This window comes from Alteribacillus persepolensis (genome assembly GCF_900099605.1).
GTDB lineage: Bacteria > Bacillota > Bacilli > Bacillales > Marinococcaceae > Alteribacillus > Alteribacillus persepolensis.
This window is the reverse complement of sequence record NZ_FNDK01000036.1, coordinates 1-20,530: the sequence shown is the minus strand read 5'-3', so window position 1 is coordinate 20,530 and position 20,530 is coordinate 1. Positions and strand designations below refer to the sequence as shown.

Genomic DNA, 20,530 nt, shown 5'->3' with positions numbered 1-20,530 from the left:
ATGCAGTAGCTGCAAATGGTGATATTACATTCTCTGGAACTCCTGAAGAGGGTTCTACAATTACCATTGCAGATAACGAAATCACCTTCTTTGATAGTTCTGGTGACTATGACAATTCAACTGATGCAGCAACTGCTTATGGAGCCGATTTTGCTGTCGATGTGAATAGTCTTTCCAATACTGATGTTCCACAAGCTATAATAGATGAAATTGGTGGAGCTAGTGCAATAAGTGGTTATACATTAAATGACGCCGGTTCAGGCCAATTAGATGTTGATGCAGATTCTACTGGAGCATTTGGTGGTACTACCTTCTTGGATGCTAATGATGCTTCAGCTACAGCAGCATCTGGGGATATTACATTCGACGGCGTGGCAACAGAAGGTTCTTCTATCACTATTGGTGACGAAACAATTGGTTTTTACAATAGTTCTTTAGAAAACTACGCCAATGACTCGGAAGCAATAGCTGGATTAGAAACTGATTTTGCAATTGATGTAGCAAACATTGACAATGCTGATGGTATGAGAGACGCAGTCATTGGTTTAGAAGCTGGCTTGGCTGCTGATGTCTCACTCTCTTCTGGTGGTACTGGTCAAGTTAACATTGACGCAAATGCTACAGGCACTTCCGGAAATAGTATTAATCTTGAAGTGAGCGAGGATACGACAACAGGTTTTGAAGCTAACTTCCAAATTGGTGCCAATCAAGGGCAATCTATGACTATTAATGTTTCTGATATGAGAGCATCAGCTCTTGGAATTAGTGGCGAGACCGCGGGTGATACTGCTGATGGTGTTGGGGATAAAGCAGCCGGTGCGGTGTTTACTGAAATTCAAAATGTAACAGATGGAACAGATGATACTAGTACGGAATATGCTCTAGACGTTAGTAGTCATGAAAAAGCATCTGCAGCCGTAGAAACAATTAATCAAGCAATTGAAGAAGTTTCCTCACAACGTTCAGAGCTCGGTGCATACCAAAACCGCTTAGAGCACACTATTTCTAACTTAGACAATTCCTCTGAGAACCTATCTGCTGCGGAATCTCGTATCCGTGATGTAGATATGGCGGAAGAAATGATGGAAATGACTCGTTCCAACATCCTTTCCCAAGCTTCTCAGTCCATGTTGGCTCAAGCAAACCAACGCCCACAATCTGTACTACAGCTGCTTGGCTAATATTTTTACCACCATTCAAAGGCTCCGACATAACGTCGGGGTCTTTTATATGGTTTTATCAACATTAACTGGGTCTTCGTTGGTATTTTAGAACCCACTTTATACATATGAATTGTTGAAAAGAGAATACATTTAATTTACTTAATATTTTCAATAGTGTAAAATAAGTGGAGGCATGTAGAATCTCGCACTATCATTCATACTGGAGGGGATGGAATGAAGTTTGCTGTGGAAGATCCACGAAGGGTAGCTTTGCTTGTGATTGATATGGAAAATGATTTTGTGAAGCCGGGGGCGCCGATGCAGGTTCCTATGGCGTATGACATGGTGCCTCGTTTGAAGAAGCTGCTGGAGGCGTGCAGGGAAAAGGGAGCGACTGTGATTTATACGTCTCACGTCCACAGCAAGGATCGGGGAGATATGGGGTTAATGGCAGATTTCTGGGAGCCGATCGGGAATCAGACTGCTTTGGTAGATGGCACCGAGGGAATCGAGATTTTTGAAGAACTTGCCCCTAAAGAGGGAGAACTCCTCATTAAAAAACATCGTTACAGTGCTTTTTATAATACGGATTTGGAAACACAGCTGCGGAACCGGGGCATTGATACCTTGATTATTACAGGAACCGTGACGAATATGTGCTGTGAATCTACCGCAAGAGATGCGCAGTTTAGAGATTACCGTGTCATTTTTGTCTCTGATGCTACCGGTACGATGGACCACCCTGATCTTGGAGCGGGCGCTATGACCGCGGAAGACGTTCAACAATCCACCCTGACCAGTTTATCTTTCTGCATTGCAGAAATTGCTTCTGCCGATGAAGTGATGGATAAATTGAAGAACGCTGATGTTACCGTATCTTAATGTATTGGTATGAAAACATAGTGAAGGACAAAAACGCTGTAGGTGCTGCTGCCTGCGGCGTTTTCTTTTTGGACATTATGAAAAAGCAACACGGCGGTCATCCGATGAAAGGTGTTAGGCATGATGGGTCGGCTTCTCTTCGGCACTCTATGAAAATCAGCGGCGGACGTGCATTATTTTCTGCTTCTTTTGATAAGGTATAGTATTTGTGCTATCGCGCGTGGGAGGGGTAGAGATGCAAGTTTTTTATACGGTACGTCCGGGCGATACGCTGTTTCATATTGCGAGACGATGGGAGCTGCCGCTCGATTCGCTTGCGGCTGCCAATCGATTGACGCCTCCGTACACCATTTTTGTCGGCCAGCAGCTTTCTGTTCCGCCTGGTGTGGACGTATACCGGGTACAGCCTGGGGATTCGGTTTTTCGCATAGCGCAGCGGTATGGTGTGCCGCCGGCTGTCATTATAGAAGCAAATCAACTGCGGCCGCCTTATCTTCTTTCTATCGGTCAATTGTTACGAGTTCCTCCCGGCTTTCCATATTACATCGTGCAGCCTGGCGACACGTTGTATCACATCGCCAGCCGTTTTCACGTCGTAACAGATGGGCGCGTCAACCATGAGCTTATACGAATGGTAAATAACCTTGCTTCTGATCGTATTTATCCGGGGATGAGGCTGGCGGTTCCTTATGCCCCTCCAGGGGAGGATGGGCTGATCGCTTATACAGCGAATCGCGGAGGGGTCTTTGATATGTGGCTTTATGACCCGGGGACAGGGGCAAGCCGGCAGCTGACGGAGGGGTTGGGAGAGGTGTTTTCCGTCCCTTTCTGGTCGCCGGATGGAAGCAGGATTGCGTTTGCAGGGAGACATAATATTTTGTTTGTTGTCCGCTTAGCAGATGGAGCCGTGGCTCGGATTGATCAATTGGAAGAGGGGCTTGGTGTTTATTTGGACTGGTCGTCAGCCAGCCGTCAGCTCGTTTATGCGAAGCAGCATGACATCATCTTATACGATATTATCCGCCATCAAGCCGAGAGGATTTCTGTATCGGAAGCGACGGATGTTCAGTTTTTTCCAAATGGGGAGGAGTTGCTTTTTCAGGCTCCCGATGACGCGGGAGTGAGTCAGCTTTTTGTGATGCAGACGGATGGGAGTAACAGGCGGCAAATCACGGAAAACACTGGCGGGCGGTACAATACGGTTCGGCTTTCACCAGACGGGTCGCGTGTTTTGTATACAACGCCGGGTGTCAGCATTTCGATTATTTTTACGATCGATCTTGCGACTGGAGAAACGTTTGAAGTGCGAGGGGGGCCGCTTGCGAGAAACTATTTTCCAGCGTGGTCGCCGGACTCTGAGAACATTGCCTACAGTGCAAATGCCTTTGAACATGCTGGGTACTTTTCTCTCATCAGAACCACAACAAAGCAGGGAGAAAATGACCGAACAAGCGCCATTTCGGACTGTTTTGCCACGCCCGTGACGTGGTCGCCTGACAGCAGAAAAGCAGCTTATCTTTCTGGCTGTGATGAAGCGGGGACAGCTCGTGAAATGTGGGTGGTAAATACGGATTTTCCTGTTCCGGTTCAGTTAATGGACGGGGTGACGATTGCGTCTCTCGCATGGTCGCCGTCTGTGTTGTCGCTATCGACCTACACCAACTCTGTCTATCAAGTGGCGTTTCAATACCAAGCTCACTGGCAGCCTGTGACGGATGAAAGATATAAAGGGCCGGACGGCTTTTTTCAAATCGCAGCTATCGCCGCTGAAGATCCGCTGAACGCAGTCTGTCAAAACGAAGCATTCCACCCCTTACTCCCATATGGTTCCAACCCTCGTATCACTCACACAATCGTTCAACACCAAGACGCCTGCTTCATTTTTCCGTCGGCGGATCAGCCGCCCGAAATGGCAGACCAAGCGGCCCTCATTGTGCGCTACCCCGCACCGGTTCAGATCGAAGAAACGACGTATCCTTACTTTATTCTATGGGCGGACCAGGGGCACATCAATCAAATAGCGGAGACGCTCCGATTTCTTTAGCACCTATTGGGAAAAGTAGAGAAATAAGTGTTGTGAGAGTGTCCCAATCCTTTGTCACAGAGAAGTTTTTCATAGGTGGCGGGGAGTGTGCGTTGGAGCACGGTGACTCATGTATGGAATAGCTGCGCTCCAAAAACATTGAAACGATGACGAGCAAGCAGTGCAAGAACTGTCAGGGAATAAACATGTTGGGGGATAAGTTTATTATATGTATAAACTGTAGTGAGTAGCCGATATCATTAATAGGAGTTCATTTGAAGACAGTCAGTGATAAACAGACGAAAAGAGAAGGAGAACGAAGCAGATGCAGACAGATATTGGGGAATACATCGTCGGGGCATATTTAAAAAGCATGCAAGATTGTGATTTTGTTGACTATAACGTCCGCATTCCCGACGGCGGATTGAAAGGGTTAGCGGAATTGGATGTGATTGGGTTGAATCTCAAGACGAACACCGCTTATCTCTGTGAGGTGACCACTCATATCAGAGGGCTGCTGTATCGGAACAATCAATATACGGTAGAAAAGATTAAGCAGAAGCACCAAGCACAAAAAGACTACGCCGGTGCGCTGTTACAGACATTTTCGAACAAAGTGTATATGTTGTGGTCTCCCTATGTGCCGGTTGGTTATATCACAGAGCATCTGCAGCAGGTCGATACGCTTGAGCTGGTCATCAATGAAGACTACACCGCTTGTGTGGAAGAAATGAAACGCGTTGCTGCTGCGAATACGAACGACTTAGGCAATCCATTTCTTCGGACGCTGCAAATCTTAGAACATTTGCGCTAGCGGCGAACTGTATATATCGAGACAGGCAGAAGCATCGCATAAGCTTCTGCTTTTTTTAGATACAAGTTCCCTATTCGAAAACGTGTCGGATAGAACATGAAAATCTTCGTGCCGCTGTTCATACATATATACAAGTTCCACCATGATATCAGGTGGAAAGGGCGGTGATGGAAAGAAGTTTTTCATGGCTGTAGAGGCAGTACACCTGATTGGGAGGGTGAACATGTTTGCAGGATTCAATCTTACATGGGACAGCACACCGATGAAAGAGAATCTGGAACTGGGTACGGCGATATTCCAGCAAATGCAAGGTCAGGTAAAGAGCGAACTAGCAGCATTTATACAAGAGGACCATAGTTTAGACGGGACAAAAATGAGGGAGAGCTGGTTTCCGTTCATACAGGCGGATGTATTTTTGTCCCATTCTCATGCAGATAAAGAAAAAGCCCTTGCACTCGCAGGGTGGCTTAAACAAACGTTTGATTTGAATGTGTTCATCGATTCTTGTGTGTGGGGATTTGCTGATAATTTATTAAAAACCATTGATGATCACTATTGTAAAAACAAAGATGGTTTTTATCGTTATCAGTTACGAAATCAATCGACAAGCCATGTTCATATGATGCTTGCCACTGCACTGGCTATGATGATCGATAAGACGGAATGTTTGTTTCTGTTAAATACGCCGAACGCAATAGAAACGAAACATGTGATAAATCAGACGAAATCGCCGTGGATTTACTTGGAAACAGCGCTGACGAAATTCATGCGAAAACAGCCGCCCGCCCGAGAGAAAGTGGCAGTTAAAAAGAGTGCGCAAGACGAAGCGTCGGAACTAACGATAAACTACAAGGTAGATATAGAGCACTTGCCGAAAATATCCGAAAAAGATATGAGGGAATGGAAGGCCGTATATGAAAAGATGAAAAAGCAAGAAATCAGTAATATCCATCCCCTGGATTTGTTTTATCATCATCATGGTTTCATTGACCGTGTAGAGATGATACACAAATTAACTGATTAATAACGGGGGTGTGCGATGGAAAGAAAAATGAAGCACCTTGAAATGATACAAAGCGTCATATCGCGGATGGCATCCAACTCCTTTATGTTAAAAAGGTGGACGACGACGTTAGTAACCGGTTTGTTCGCGTTAGCGAATGTTGCGAAAATGGATGCGCCGTTTATGCTGCTGGCATTTATTCCAACTATGATGTTTTGGTTTTTAGATGCTTATTTTATTCAGCAGGAGCGGCTGTTTAGAAAGCTGTATCAATATACGGCCCTTTTAAAAGAGGAAGAAATAGACTTTTTCATGGATGTGAAACCATTTCAATCAAAAAAATCGAAGTGGCTGCATGCGATCTTTTCGAAAACGGTATGTTTGTTTTACATTCCTATTCTAATGGTCATTGTCGTTTTGTGGGGAATAGAAATATATGCAAAATGATTGTGATGATAGGGATTGGTTTACGTTTTTCATTTTCTTATTGTTTTTGAAAATAAGCTGTTACGGCTGATCATGACACCGAAAAAGGGCAGGAGCATCATATGAGCTTCTGCCTTTTTTATTTTCTCGCCGAGCCTTTGAAGTATGTAGGTCTCTTGCTGCTACTCTTTTGGTTTCGTGTGATTTTTCCAGTTTACAAAGTTGACGTAATCTTGAAAGTGTTCTTTGCTGATGCCTGCCTTTACCGCTTCTTGTATGATTTCCACCCATTCTTCATCCAAAGAAAGTTCATTACTGGCGGAATGAGTGGTGCCTAGTAAATCGTCTAATGATACATCCATGGCGGAAGCAATTTTTTTTAATACATCAATGGATGGATTCTGTTTCAGGTCCCGTTCGATATAGCTTAAATAGGATTTTGATATGTTCGCCCGCATGGCTAGTTCGCTTAAGGACAGCCTTTTTTGGCGTCGATAGGATTTGATATTTGCTCCAATCATATCCCCCCTCCCTCCCTTTTTATTCCGTTTTGTTCATTATATAAAACAAAAGAAAATCTGAAAAAAACGAAAACATGAGAAAACCGCAGTAAAAACGATATATAGAACAATTTTTGTGCGTTATATTGAATAAAAGGACAATTTTGCTGGTTTTCAAGCATGAGCATTCGTTATATACTGCAAATGTATTCTATAAAACGAACAAAACGACAGGAGGTGAAAGGGTGGTCAAACGTATCACACGCTTTGCCTTTAATGGAATCATCACCATCCTTTTTGTTCTCTTTTTAGCAGCGATGTTCCTGCTTATTCAAGGGAGGTTGAATCCAGATCAAATACCATCTGTTTTTGGCTATCATCCGTTAACTGTTTTATCGAACAGTATGCAGCCAGAGTTTTCGGCAGGGGACATGGTTCTGGCAAAAAACGTGAATCCAGCGGAAGTAGAAGTTGGAGATGTTATCACATATAACGACCCGGAAGGAAACATTGTGACGCACAGAGTGATAGAGATAACAACAGAGAATGACGCTCCTGTTTTTCACACGCAAGGGGATAACAACAACACTGCCGATGATTATACGGTCTCTGGCAGTGAGCTGATAGGAGAGGTCAACACAACTCTTCCTTATGGAGGGTATGTTGTTCAGTTTTTAAGCGGACCAGTTGGAGTGCTGTTGTTTATCATCCTTCCGGTCTGTGCCCTAATCGGCATCACCGTCTATGAAAGGCTCGGTAAAGACAACGAAGCCGAATCAGAAGAAGAGAAGAAATCCCGGCAAACCGTCTAAGGGAGGAATACATCAACTTTGTAAAGGAGGTGAAACCGAACATAGGCAGCATTCTCCCTGGACTTATCTTTTTATTCTATTAAACCATTTAAGGAGGAATTATCACTATGAAAAAGACAAAAAAGGCATTGATTGCAACGACATTAGCAGGGGCAGTAGCCGTTGGAGCAGGGTTTGGAACGTTTTCTTGGTTTACCGATAGTCAATCTACCGATGGGGAAATCACAGCAGGTACTCTTACATTGAATGATCTTTCTGAGTATACCGTATTTAGCGAAGGAAATATGCAGCCCATTGATCCAGAAATTACTCCAGACTTAATTACAGAAGGGGAAAACATCACTGTTGAAAATACAGGCTCCCTCGAAATGGTTCCTCGTTTACAGCTTGATGTTGAGATTAAAGATGATAAAGGTAATGACGCCAGCGAAACGTTAAGCGATGAGTATATGATCAAGATGACTTTTGATAGAAATGACATGAATTGGTCAGAAGAAATTTCGGCAGATAAAGTTATTGATAACAGAGGATTTGTTGATCCTGATTGGTTCCCTTCTGATGCAGGATTTAAGTATCCTTTAGGCCCAGATGAATCCTTTGATGTACAGTTTGATGTGTATTTGAATAAAGACGCTGGTAATGAGTATCAAGGTTCATCCCTTACAGGAACACTTAATGTAGAAGGCGGACAAAGTGTTGATGGTGCTGAATTTGAGGATGGAACTGAAACAGATGGTTCTGAAGGCTAATACTCTTTTGATAATGGTGGCAGGAACAAAGTAGCTGATTTCCAGCTGCTTTGTTTCATATAAAGGGAGTTTATGAAGAATGGAGGTGTAAGCGAGTTGAGGCGTTTATTGTATGTATACGTAACGAGTCTTTTTATGATCGCCTACGTGGTCAACGGTTTTGGGGCTTTATCTTACTTTACTGCTGAAACAAAAAGCGCACCCAGTACGGTGAAAGCATTTATACCATCGGATGGAATTGATATTGATGAAAGAATAGATGGATGTGCAGTAACGTTAACGTTTACTAATAAAACACATGTCGACGTAGATGATCTCCATGTTGCTGCGGGGCAGAAAGCTCACGGCAAAAATAATTATGTCGTCAACCCGGAAGAGATAGAAGAATTATCTTTGTCTCCTCATAGTTCAGCATCGGAAACGTTTTTCCTCGATCATCGGGAAGGAGTCCATTGTAACATTCAGTGGGTATATTTTAATGTTTCCGCATTTAATGGTGCATTTGAAGAGAACTTCCGTGTGAAAGTCCACAATCCGCCGCCAAAAGAAGAGGAGGAAGAGGAAGAAGAGACGGAAATTGACCCAGAAGAAGGTGACGAAGAAGCTCCGGAAGAAGAGGATGGAAACGAAGAAGCTCCAGAAAGCGGAAATGAAGACGATGAAGGAGTTGAAGAAGAACAAGGAGACGGCAGCGAAGAAGACGAGGAAGGCACGGAAAGTGAAGAAAACAACCAAGAAGATGGAACAGAAGATGAAGACGGCCAGGAAAACAGACCAGGTCATGGAGATCATCCAGGGAATGGTAATAACCCAGGACAGGGACCGGGCAGCGATAATGGCCAGGATCATGAAAATGGGTCCGGTAATGAAGAAGGACCGGGGAATGGCAATAATCCAGGGCAAGGGCCAGACAGCAATAATGGTCAAGGCAATGGCAATGAATCCGATCATGAAAACAGTCCTGGAAATGGAAACAATCCAGGGAACGGTCCGGGCAGCAATAATGGAAATGGCTCGGGGAATGGTCATGGAAACGAACCTGGAAACGAAGAAGATTCAGATAACGGCCAAGGAAACGATGAAAACGGTGATACTGACGAAGAAGTAAGAGAAGAAAACAATCAATCCGAGGAAGAGAACGATGATGCTGGTGAAGAACCAGAAGATAACATAGAGGAAACGGAAGAAACGAATGAAGACACTTCGACAGAAGAGAATGACAGTGGAGGCGCGGGTGGCTCTGGATCAGATGCAGACAATAGTGCGGATCAAAACGAGGAATCCCAACCCCCTGCAGAGGAAGAAGGAAGTAATGAAGAAACAGCTGCTCCAAAAGAAGAACAGCCTGGTGATTCCGCAGAGGATGGCGGAGAACAGACGGATGAAACAGGAGAGGAAAGCAACAATCCGGAAACACCGCCAGCTGCAGAAGAGACTGAGGAAACATCCGGTGACACCGAAGAAACAGTAGAAGAAGATGCTGCTGGCGACACGCCATCAGTAGAAGAGCCGGCCGAAGAAGAGAACAGCTCCGAAGATGCAGCCGAAGAAGATGCTGATTCACCGAACGAAACAGAAGAAGGAAGCGAAGAACCTGAAGGGACAGAAGAAGAAACGACGGAAGAGACAGGTGAAGGAGATGAAAATGTAACAGAGGACGAAACTGATTCAACAGAGTCCGGGGAAAACGGTGAAGAAGCAGGAGCACCAGAATCTGAGGAAGGCACCGAATCGGAAAAAGAGAGTGAGAATGCAGCAGAAGAAGGAGCCGATTCGAAAGATGGTACAGAGTCAGAAAAGGACACAGCTGATGAATCAGAAGCAAGCGAGGATGACGAGAACACAAGCGAAGATGAAGAGCAGCGTGAAGATGACAGTGATGAGTCTGCCAGTGAAGATGCAGACGAGCAACAAGAGGATCCTGCTCATGAAGACCAGCAGCAGTCGGACGGCACAAATGATAGCGGGGATGGCAAAGAAGAGGATGAAACCGATACTTCCGGCTCTTCTTCTGAAGACGAGGGTACTGACTCAGACTCAGATTCATCTGCTGCAGAAGACAATAATGAGCCGTCTGCGGACGATAACAGTGACAGCGATGAAAATGCCGGAAGAGATGAAACAGTAGCAGACGACGATGAAAGCAGCGCAGGCAAAGACAGCTCTTCCGATCATCCAGATTCCGGTTCGCCGGAAGATTCAAGCGACAGCACAGATGAATCTCGTGATAAAGATGGAGCAACAAATGATACGGATTCAGATGCTGCTTCACAAGGAGATCGTCCAGACACTAGTCCATCTTCTGAAAGAGACGGCTCCTCAGCTAAAATAGATAACAACAAGGGGTCCGGTGACAAGGGTACAGAAACAGACAAGTCAAATACCGATGATTCTGAGAAAGATAGTGGTTCTTCCAAGGAATCCGGTAAGGATGATGGTTCTCGTGACACGTCAAAAGGGGATGACAAATCCACTTCCAGTGATGACGAGACATCGTCTTCTAGTGATGAGTCTTCATCTCGTGACAAGAAATCTTCCAATCGTGCGAGCGATGATGATTCTTCTGGTGAATCCAGCACAAAAGCCAGCAAAAAGAAAACATCGTCTGATCATGAATCGGGCGGAGGTGCAAGTGCTGCCCCTGCCCGAAACAGCAAAGACGAGGAAGAATAAACCTTCTTAAGGGTATGCCCTCCTCTGTCTTTGCCCTTTTTCCTTTTATTATATCTTTAGAAAAGAGGAGTGAACTATGGATGCAGCGGCCATTCGCAGGACGGGAATCATGGTGCTTTGTTTTTGCTTTTTGCTTTTTTTTACCGTCCCATCCCCAGCGTTTGCGAATACGTTAATTGACGTCGATGACGATGATTTTATGAATATTTCTCATTTTGCACCGAGTATGACGCAGGAAACCGGTCTTTACGTGGAAAATGTCAGTGATGGAGCGGTGACGTATGATATAACGCTTCAGCAAAAAGGCGGGTCGGATGCATTTTTTGAACAGTTGCAAGTTGATGTGATGTCGGATGGAGAAAAGAAATACAGCGGCAGTTTTGCCGATGTGAAAAATATTGATATGGGCACGTTAGATAAAGCAGAACGAATTCCGGTTACATTTGATATTCATTTTCCAGAAGAAAGCGGTAATGAATATCAAGGGCTTTCCGTCACTATCTCGGTCAAAGTTGATGCAAAACAAAAGTATGACCGGCCTGATGACAATGATGAAGATGAGGACAGTGATGATGATGGAGATACGGGTAATCCTCCGGGAGGCGGGTCACCGAATCCAGATCCAGACAATCCATCAGATCCAGACAATCCATCAGATCCAGACAATCCCGGGCAGCCTGGAAATCCAAATAATCCTTCCAAACCGCCCGGAGAGCCTAATGAGCCTGACATTCCTGGAGAGCCAGATGCGCCAGAAGATCCAGGAAATCCTGAGGATCCGGCTGACCCTTCTGACCCGAAGCAGCCGGGAGATGACCCGCAAGTTCCAGAGGATCCGCAGCCAGACGATCCTGGTGCCGATGATCCAGCTGAACCGCAAGATCCAGGGGAGGATACGTCCATTATTCCTGTTGGAAACGACCAGCCTGGTCCCGGCGGAGAACTGCCGCAAACAGGGGAAACAGGGAATACGCTTTTTTATCTGATTGGCTTGTTAGTTATGGCTGCTGGAGCATACCGGTATTATGTCGTATCCCTGCCGGTTCATGAGCGGTGGTTTGGATGAAAAAGCTGTTAGCTGCTGGGTTGTTTTTTGCCGGTGCTTGTATCTTTGTGTATCCGGAGGCTTCCGAGTTTGCTGCGGACAGACAGCAAGACAGACTTGTGAAACAGTGGGAAGCGCAAGATGCGGCAGAAGCGGAGGAAGTGAGCACGGAAACAGAGGAAAGTTATGCACAGCTGGATCGTGTGTTTGCTGTTGGTGGCAGCGAGAGCGTATCGGAGGATGTTACTAGTGAAAATCAAGACGTGCAGACAGAAGGCGTGATCCGTATCCCTGCTATTGATGTGGAACTTCCTATCTTGCCAGGTGCCACGGAAGAACATTTAGATATCGGTGCGGGTCTGATTGAAGGGACCGCAGCGCTAGGCAAAGCCGGTAACAGCGCCATTGCTGCTCACCGCAGCTACACATACGGACGGATGTTTAACCGGCTCGATGAACTGGCGGCTGGCGATGAGGTGGAGATTGAGACACGTGAAGGCACATTTGTCTATCACGTGTTTGATACGGTGGTGGTACCACCTTTTGACACATCTGTTTTGGACCAGTCCACAGGGGATGAATCGCTGGTCACACTCGTGACATGCACCCCCATGAAAAATCCGACACACCGCCTGATTGTGCAAGCAAAAGCCATATCGAATTAACGAAAGAACCTGTTTTCGGACATGAACAACAGGTTCTTTCTGCTGATATTTTTGGCAATTTCATGAAGGATGTTTTCACATACCCCAACGTATGATGGATATGATAGAATGCTAGTGTGGAATAATTAGGAATGGGGTCCTTTCTTTACCAATACATAGCATAGATGGGGGATGTGAGATGAAAAAAACATGGAGTTTGGCTGCGGCACTTGTGTTTGCCAGCTTTACACCGGCTGTGATGGCGAGTGAGAGCGAGCAGGGTGTAGAAACTGGCACTAATGAAGCAGAAGAAGATGTGATTACGTCTTTGACACTAGAAGAAGCACTTGATTATGCCAAAGAAGATAATACATCGTTGCTCTTGATGGATTATCAGCTGCAGAACATCAAAAGTCAGTTAAATGCCACAGAAGCAGATACACGTGATGCGGAAAATGACATCGAGGATATGGAAGACCGGATGGATGACTTGCGTGACATTCAGCGCGAAACAGGAGAACGGACGTTTCAGCAACGTTATGAAATCCAAAATGGCCTCGAAGAACTAGAAGATATGTATGATGATTTAATTGATTCGATCGAACAGCTGGAAACGAATATCGTAACGATGGAGTACGACCAGCAAGAAGCGGAAGCAGCACTGGAACTGGCAACAGCGTCTACGTTCACCCAAATCGTGATGAATGAAGCGCAGCTTGCTATGCAAGAAGAACAATATGAACGCGAGCGGGTGAATGTCGAAAACGCACGGCTTCGCTATGATATCGGTGTGGCTCCGCGTCAAGATTTGGATGAAGCCCAGCGTGAGTGGAGACGTGTTCAATCTGATGTATCGGAAACAAAGCGCCAGCTCGAACATGACAAGTCGTTGTTTACGCTTGACCTTGGTATTTCCTATCACGATGATTTGGAGTTTAAAGCACCGGAAATCGAAAGTGTTGTGCCGATCGAACAAGAGGAAGATACTGATACATTAATGGAGAATACGTATATGATGAAAAAAGCAAAAGAAGATTTAGCTCTTGCTGAATATGAACAAGAACAAGTATATGAAGACGATGATGCCGATTCCTATGACCGCGAACAAGCGGATCTGGCAGTGGACATCGAAAAACAAAACATTGCTCAAGTTCGTCAAGATGTCACTGAATCGATTGACTCTTTGTTTGCGGATGCTACCCAGGCATATCAATCCTTGCTCGAAGCGCAGGATGAGTGGGATTATGCCAACACCGACCATGAAAAACGGAAGGTGCAGCTCGATGCTGGATTAATGGCGCAAGCAGATTTTGACAGCGCGAAACTGCAGCTGCAGCAAGCCGAGCTTTCTTATAAGATGGCACAGTATGAGTACTTTTTAGTCCAGCAGCAAATCGAAGCCTTGCGTGCTGGCGTTGTTCCATCGTCCTAACGTACTGGAGATTTTTTCGTCCTGTGGAGATTAGATGCCACAGGACGTTTCTCTGTTTCTAGGAAAAAAGTACTTGACTCTGCCCGTTTTTTTGACTACATTCTAAATAGTTAATATGTTAAACAATTTTATATATTAAACTATTAAAATGGTAAACAGATGGGTGGTGATAGTGTGAATAAAGAAGCGCTGCTTCGTGCAGTTGATGATGCGCTTTTTGATGTGACATTGAAGATAAATGAAGAGTTTGGTGCGCATTACATACAGCTTTCGGAAAAGTACCGGATGGTGTTGTTTTTGTTGTCCAAGCATTCATCGGTATATGTTAAAGATATTGTCCGTCATTTGCACGCCTCTCCGAGTGCGGTGAGTCAGCTGTTATCAAAAATGGAGGCCGAACAGTATATCATTCGGACGCTTGATCCGAACCAACGGCGTCAAACGTTCGTGCGTTTAGGCAAAAGAGGGACGGACGTTGTGAAACAAATGAAGGAAACAAGAAATCGGATTGCTTCTGGCTATTTGATGAAACTTCCCTATGACGATATTGAGACGCTGTATCGTATCACAGAGAAGCTGCGCGTCATGGTGAGTGATGATAATGACCAGGAAATAAGTGATAGTCAGCGGCAGGAAAATTGTATTACATAAAAAGGTTGTGTGACATAGAAAGAACGCATGAGGGAAGGAGACATACCGTGAAAAAAGATACGTTACGAGTCATCGGAGTACTCGCGTGTTGTATAACGTTCGTGTTTCTGGCCGCGTGCCAGTCAACAGATGTCGGCACAGACACAGAAGAAGTTGTACCGGTGGAAACATCGCTTGTAAACGCTGGATCTTTAACGGGAAACCAGTCTATCAGCGCGACAACAGAAGCACTATCGGAGGTTGCGCTGACACCAAGCATCAATGCAGAAATTATGGAAGTTCGTGTTGATAAAGGAGACACCGTGGAGGAAGGCCAAGTGCTAGCGGTACTAGATGATACTGATTTGCAGCATGCGCTTGAACAAGAGCGGGCTGCATATGAACGGGCTAAAAGCACCATTACGATGGCAGAAGCAGGAGAACGCGGCGCGCAAGCGAATGCTGAACAGTCGCGTGTCGCATTAGAAAATGCTGATCATGCTATCAATCAAGCCAGAGAGCAGTATGAACAAGCGCAGACAAACCTCAAGCAGGCAAAAGAAAATCAAGGAAACAGTATGGAACAAGCAGAACGCTCGGTGGCATCAGCTGAGCGCTCGCTCGAAACAGCTAAGAGAGGTCTAGAAACAGCTGAGCGGGAGCGCGATCGCAGCCAGCAATTGTTTGACAATGGATTAATATCGAAACAAGAATTAGAACAAGCCGAAGAAGCAGTAGAAGATGCCAAAGATAATGTGCAGAGTGCAGAAGACAGCCTTTCGGATGCGGAGGATAACTTAGAAGAAATTCAGCAAGAGTATGATATTGAACTGTTGGAGTCGGATGTGGAACAAGCCCGTCTGCAATGGGAAGAGGCAAAAGATGCGAAAAAAGAACTGCAGACATCCATCGATTCAGCAGAAGCAGCAGTGGATGAAGCAGGCGGCAGCATAGACGATGCGAATGCTGCGTTGGAACAAGCACGCATAGCGGTGGAACAAGCCGAAGAAAATCTTGCTGACGCGGTTGTACGTGCTCCCACGTCGGGGAAAGTGTTAGACATGAACGGTGAACCTGGTGAAATGTATGGAGGCCAGGAACCGATTTTAACACTTGGAGAGCTGAACGCGCTTCATGCTGTGGCAAATGTGACTCCTAATCAGCTGACACTGTTTGAAGAAGGGAATGAAGTTTCGGTTCGGTTCCCATCGGTTGAAACAGAAACGACTGGAACAGTCACTCACGTGGCTTCGACTGCAGATGAAAACGGTATGTTCCCGGTTGAAGTGCAGGTAAGTAATGCTGATCAGTCCTTGCGTGCTGGTATACATGCTGAATTGTTAATAGAAGAAACATATGTAAAAGACAGTTTATTAGTGCCGACAGAAGCAGTCATTACGATGGAAGGCGAGCCGTCTGTCTTTGTGGCAGAGGATAACACAGCTGAGCTTGTATCTGTAGAAGTCATCCGTGAAGAATCAGATTATACAGCCGTTCGCGCAGATGATTTGGCTGATGGAAGTACGATTGTTGTACGTGGACAGTACTTTTTAACAGACGGTGCGGCAGTCGAAGATGTAACAGAAATAGAGGATGACAGCGAAGAAGCAGAAGAGGCAGCAGAGCCAGATGCCGGGGGTGAGGATGCGTGAAACTTTCACGATGGTCGGTCAAGCGCCCGGTAGGGGTAATCATGATTGTTGCCATGGTCATCGTGCTATCCATTACGGCACTTCGGAATTTGGCGATTGATCTGTATCCAGATATGGAATTACCCCTGGCTGTTGTTGCAACCGACTACAGCGGGGCTGCACCAGAAGATATTGAAGAAACGGTAACAGAGCCGATAGAAGACTCGGTGGCAACCATTGATAATGTCGATAATGTGCAGTCTCAATCTAGTTCAGGCTCATCGATTGTCATGATTCAATTTGATTTTGGAACAGACTTGGATCAAGCGATGCTGAATATCCGGGAATCGGTAGATGGCATCGCTTCTACATTGCCTGATCAAGCCAATGATCCGTCGGTTATGCGGTTTGACCCGAACCAGCAGCCGATTCTGTGGGTTGGGATGCCAGAAACGATGACCGCTGAAGAAGCGGAACGGTTAGCAGAAGATCGGATTCAGCCGAAGTTAGAACAAGGCAGCGGTGTCGCATCTGTTACGATTGATGGCATCAAACCTCGCGTTGTCGAAGTGCAGCTGAAAACAGAAGAGTTAAATCGATATGGAATCACGGCGAACGAAGTGACGAATGCACTTCAATCTGAAAATATGTCCGCTTCTGCAGGGGACGTGGAAAGCGGCGGACAAGATGTACAGATTCGTGTTGAAGGCGAGTTTGACAACATCCGTGACATTGAAAATACATTGATTTCGTTAGGGGAAGAGGGCAACATAAAAGTAAGTGACGTGGCGGAAGTAGTCGACACGGTGGAAGAAGACTCCACGGATTCCTTCGTCAATGGACAATCAGCCTACATGTTCTCCATTATGAAACAATCGGACGCGAATACGGTGGAAGTATCGCAATCAGTGCGCGATTTAGTCGTGGAATTAAATGAAGAAACGGGTGAAACAGCCGAGCTTAGTATCGTATTTGATTCCGCTGAATTTATCGAAGCGTCTATCGACAGTGTCACCCAGAACTTGTTGTTTGGGGCTTTGTTTGCAGTGCTTGTGCTGATGCTGTTTTTACGCAGTGTTCGAGCAACACTTGTTATTGGTATTTCGATTCCGATTGCCGTTGTATCGACGTTTGCCTTGATGTACTTTACCGGGGAAACGTTAAATATTCTTACGATGGGCGGACTGGCTCTAGGTGTAGGGATGATGGTAGACAGCTCGATTGTTATGTTAGAGAGCATTTATAAACACCTGGAAGCTGGTAAAACGAAGCGGGCAGCTGCTATTGAAGGATCAAAAGAAATTGCCGGTGCTATCGTTGCTTCAACGATGACTACCTTGGTTGTGTTTTTGCCGTTGGTGTTTGTAGAAGGGATTGCTTCGGAGTTATTTGCACCGCTCGCACTGACGGTCAGTTTTGCATTAATTGCATCACTCATTGCAGCATTGACAATCGTACCGATGCTGTCGTCCCAAATTATTAAAGAAAGTGCTGCTGAGTCGCGAGAAGATAGTCGTTTTACACAGCTTGGCTACCGGGTAAATAGTACCTACAAGCGTTTGTTAAAATGGTCGCTTGGCCACAGGAAAACGGTGCTGTTTGTAACGAGCGGTTTAACGATTGCGTCTCTTGCACTCGTACCAATGATTGGGGCGGTTCTCCTGCCGGATTCTGATGAAGGGGAAATCATGATTAACGTGGAGACCCCGACAGCATCGACAATCGAAGAAACACAGCGCTCGGTCAATCAAGTATGGGCTCTGCTGGAACCATATGATGAAGCGATTGCTACGACGTATTCAACGGTAGGCGGCGATACTACCGGTATGAGCGGTGGAAACAACATAGCATCAGTGAACGTATCACTTGTCGATCCAGCGGAACGATCGATTACGACGAGTGAATTAATTAGCGAGTTATCCGAACAAGTCAAGCGCGTATCTGGTGCTGAAATTTCGGTAGCTAGTGTCACATCTGGAGCAATGGGGCAAACGTCACCGGTTTCAGTAAGTATTAGCGGTGAGGATATTGATGTTCTCGAAACGCTGGCTGAAGAAATTGCTTTTTCTATCGAGCAAGTACCAGGCACAACCAACGTGGAAACAACAGCTGGTGAGGGCAGGCCGCAAATTGAAGTAAATGTCGACCGAGAGCAAGCAGCGCAATACGGCTTAAGTTATCAAGACGTGATGAGTCAAGTAATGACTGGGTTTAACGGGGAAGTTGCGACGCAATTTCGAGAAGACGGTCAAGAGATTGATGTCGAAGTGATTTTGCCAGAAGCCTCTAGAGAACAGCTGCAAGACATTCGCAACTTACGGGTGAGCGCACCAAATGGCAGCAGTATACCGTTATCATCTGTCGCCGAATTACGTGAGACGACCGGGCCGACACAAATCAACCGCCAAGATCAGCAGCGCCAAGTCGATATTACGAGTGATGTTTTAGGACGTACCCTATCAGAAGTTTCTAGCGACATCGAAGCGGAGATTAATCAAATGAATTTGCCGGACGGCTATTCGGTGAGTTTCGGCGGCGAATCAGAAGACATGCAGGAAGCGTTTTTTGATTTGACGTTAGCGTTAGTTGCTTCCATTTTCCTCGTGTATGGGGTTATGGCGATTCAATTTGAGTCATTTGTACAGCCATTTATCATCATGTTCTCGATGCCGGCTACGTTAATTGGCGTGTTGTTTGGTCTATTTATTACGCAAACGCCGTTAAGTATTACCGCCTTTATTGGGGTGATTATGCTCGTTGGAGTTGTCGTCAACAACGCGATTGTCATGGTGGACTATATTAACCAGCGCAGAGACAGCGGACTTGCTCGTGATGACGCTATCTTAGAAGCAGGTCCAGCCAGGTTACGGCCGATTTTAATGACGGTGCTCACCACTGTACTTGCGATGATTCCGGTTGCTCTTGGTATCGGTGAAGGTGCAGAAGCACAAGCGCCAATGGGGATAGTCGTGATATTTGGTTTACTGTTTTCAACCTTGTTTACACTTGTGTTAATTCCGGTTGTTTATGCGGTGACCGATAACATGATTCAATCTTGGAAAAGACGGCTGTCGCGCATTAAAGAAAGACGGCAGACAGCAGCGGACAAAGACATGTCATAGGTACAAAGGAGCCTGTACGACGTCCTTATTTTTGGATAAAATAGGTGTATATTGGGAAAAAAGGGAGAGAATTGCGATGCAAAAACGTTTTTTACTGACAGCAGCCGCAGCTGCCATTCTTACAGCAGCGGGGTGTTCATCTGATAATGACGCTGAGACCAACGAAGAAGCAGCCAACGAAGAGGTAGAACAAGCGGAAGAAGAAACAGGACCTTCTGCACAGCTGGACAGCGATGAGGCGTTACAAGAGAGTCTCGCAGCAGAGGCTGAAGTAGAAGATGCCATGGTGCAAGTAGTAGACAGTGACGGGGAACAGTCATTGAATATTGATATCCAGCTGGCTGAAGGGGAAGAATGGAATGAAGAATGGCTATCAAAATACGAAGAAATCATTCGGGAAAATTATGAAGAGCAGCCAGTAGACTTAATCGTTGCTCAAGGATCCGAACTGGTGACGCAGGAAACATTAGAGTAATAGCAGCAAGGGTGCCCAACTCGTTTTACTTACGGGTTGGGCACTTTTTTTAACAGAAAGTATAAAAGTTTGGCATTTTCATTGTCCAGCGCGAGCGCTTGCCCGCCCAGGCGCACACGACGTGGGTCGGTTCAGTGTGCCGCAGAACGTACCTCCACAGGAAGCGGTGACTTCAACTGCCCGCCAGAACGTACCTCCACAGGAAGTGGTGACTTCAACGCCCGCCACAGGACGTGCTTCCACAGGAAGTGGTGACTTCAACGCCCGCCACAGGACGTGCTTCCACAGGAAGTGGTGACTTCTACGTTGCACACAGGACGTGTGCGTTCTTAGTAGAAGCATCTTTACAAAAGCATCTTTACAAAAGTACCTTACAGAAGTTCCTAAAGAAGTTCCGTCACCGTAGCCGAACCTCCTTCTTTAAGGCGCTTGCGCTTTCTTGGTTACAAGATTCGTTTTTTCATGTCCTGTTCACGCAGTTTACGTAATGCATGTTTCCGCCATGA

The 20,530-nt window shown here is 45.8% G+C and carries 18 protein-coding genes; 17 read left to right on the top strand and 1 reads right to left on the bottom strand.

Annotated elements, in window-relative coordinates; genetic code table 11:
* Window positions 1–161 precede the first annotated feature (161 nt).
* The 7 genes from BLT18_RS18715 to BLT18_RS16735 all read left to right on the top strand — a co-directional run bounded on the left by BLT18_RS18715 (window position 162) and on the right by BLT18_RS16735 (window position 6,332).
* Window positions 162–1,181 carry a flagellin gene (locus tag BLT18_RS18715; protein WP_281242376.1) on the top strand — a complete coding sequence of 340 codons (1,020 nt, stop codon included), beginning with the start codon at window positions 162–164 and terminating at the stop codon, window positions 1,179–1,181.
* A gap of 216 nt (window positions 1,182–1,397) precedes the next feature.
* Window positions 1,398–2,045: an isochorismatase family protein gene (locus tag BLT18_RS16760; protein WP_091276639.1), complete on the top strand. Its 648-nt coding sequence runs from the start codon at window positions 1,398–1,400 to the stop codon at window positions 2,043–2,045.
* A 20-nt stretch (window positions 2,046–2,065) separates the two neighbouring features.
* Window positions 2,066–2,248 (top strand): hypothetical protein, encoded by a 183-nt coding sequence (locus tag BLT18_RS16755; protein WP_139184761.1) that lies wholly within the window; start codon window positions 2,066–2,068, stop codon window positions 2,246–2,248.
* A gap of 32 nt (window positions 2,249–2,280) precedes the next feature.
* Window positions 2,281–4,089 (top strand): LysM peptidoglycan-binding domain-containing protein, encoded by a 1,809-nt coding sequence (locus BLT18_RS16750; RefSeq protein ID WP_091276634.1) that lies wholly within the window; start codon window positions 2,281–2,283, stop codon window positions 4,087–4,089.
* A 304-nt stretch (window positions 4,090–4,393) separates the two neighbouring features.
* On the top strand, window positions 4,394–4,882 hold the full coding sequence (locus BLT18_RS16745) for a hypothetical protein (protein ID WP_091276631.1): 489 nt from the start codon (window positions 4,394–4,396) through the stop codon (window positions 4,880–4,882).
* Between the two features lie 223 nt (window positions 4,883–5,105).
* Window positions 5,106–5,906 (top strand): TIR domain-containing protein, encoded by an 801-nt coding sequence (locus BLT18_RS16740; protein WP_091276628.1) that lies wholly within the window; start codon window positions 5,106–5,108, stop codon window positions 5,904–5,906.
* Window positions 5,907–5,921: 15 nt separating this feature from the next.
* Complete coding sequence (locus tag BLT18_RS16735) at window positions 5,922–6,332, top strand: hypothetical protein (RefSeq protein ID WP_091276626.1); 411 nt, start codon at window positions 5,922–5,924, stop codon at window positions 6,330–6,332.
* Window positions 6,333–6,493: 161 nt separating this feature from the next.
* On the opposite strand, the gene BLT18_RS16730 is transcribed toward BLT18_RS16735, so the two are convergent.
* On the bottom strand, window positions 6,494–6,832 hold the full coding sequence (locus BLT18_RS16730; protein WP_091276623.1) for a helix-turn-helix domain-containing protein: 339 nt from the start codon (window positions 6,830–6,832) through the stop codon (window positions 6,494–6,496).
* Window positions 6,833–7,056: 224 nt separating this feature from the next.
* Here BLT18_RS16730 and BLT18_RS16725 point away from each other — a divergent pair, with 224 nt between their 5' ends.
* From BLT18_RS16725 to BLT18_RS16680, 10 genes are all read left to right on the top strand, one after another.
* A complete protein-coding gene (locus BLT18_RS16725; RefSeq protein WP_091276621.1) occupies window positions 7,057–7,623 on the top strand; it encodes a signal peptidase I in 567 nt (188 codons plus the stop codon).
* A gap of 107 nt (window positions 7,624–7,730) precedes the next feature.
* Window positions 7,731–8,372, top strand: coding sequence for a TasA family protein (locus BLT18_RS16720; RefSeq protein WP_091276618.1), 642 nt, complete (start codon window positions 7,731–7,733; stop codon window positions 8,370–8,372).
* A gap of 96 nt (window positions 8,373–8,468) precedes the next feature.
* Complete coding sequence (locus BLT18_RS16715; RefSeq protein ID WP_091276615.1) at window positions 8,469–11,045, top strand: midas domain-containing protein; 2,577 nt, start codon at window positions 8,469–8,471, stop codon at window positions 11,043–11,045.
* A gap of 76 nt (window positions 11,046–11,121) precedes the next feature.
* A complete protein-coding gene (locus tag BLT18_RS16710; protein ID WP_091276612.1) occupies window positions 11,122–12,111 on the top strand; it encodes an LPXTG cell wall anchor domain-containing protein in 990 nt (329 codons plus the stop codon).
* Window positions 12,108–12,755: a class D sortase gene (locus tag BLT18_RS16705; RefSeq protein ID WP_091276609.1), complete on the top strand. Its 648-nt coding sequence runs from the start codon at window positions 12,108–12,110 to the stop codon at window positions 12,753–12,755. The genes BLT18_RS16710 and BLT18_RS16705 overlap by 4 nt, the downstream gene beginning before the upstream one ends.
* 178 nt (window positions 12,756–12,933) lie before the next feature.
* Window positions 12,934–14,166 carry a TolC family protein gene (locus tag BLT18_RS16700; protein WP_091276607.1) on the top strand — a complete coding sequence of 411 codons (1,233 nt, stop codon included), beginning with the start codon at window positions 12,934–12,936 and terminating at the stop codon, window positions 14,164–14,166.
* A gap of 174 nt (window positions 14,167–14,340) precedes the next feature.
* Window positions 14,341–14,817, top strand: coding sequence for a MarR family winged helix-turn-helix transcriptional regulator (locus tag BLT18_RS16695; protein ID WP_175487578.1), 477 nt, complete (start codon window positions 14,341–14,343; stop codon window positions 14,815–14,817).
* 47 nt (window positions 14,818–14,864) lie between these two features.
* Window positions 14,865–16,448, top strand: coding sequence for an efflux RND transporter periplasmic adaptor subunit (locus BLT18_RS16690; protein ID WP_091276601.1), 1,584 nt, complete (start codon window positions 14,865–14,867; stop codon window positions 16,446–16,448).
* Entirely contained in the window at window positions 16,445–19,549 is a 3,105-nt protein-coding gene (locus BLT18_RS16685) for an efflux RND transporter permease subunit (protein WP_091276598.1), read from the top strand. Before BLT18_RS16690 ends, BLT18_RS16685 begins: the two co-directional genes overlap by 4 nt.
* A gap of 76 nt (window positions 19,550–19,625) precedes the next feature.
* Window positions 19,626–20,024, top strand: a complete 399-nt coding sequence (locus BLT18_RS16680; RefSeq protein WP_091276595.1) for a hypothetical protein — start codon at window positions 19,626–19,628, stop codon at window positions 20,022–20,024.
* Window positions 20,025–20,530 lie beyond the last annotated feature (506 nt).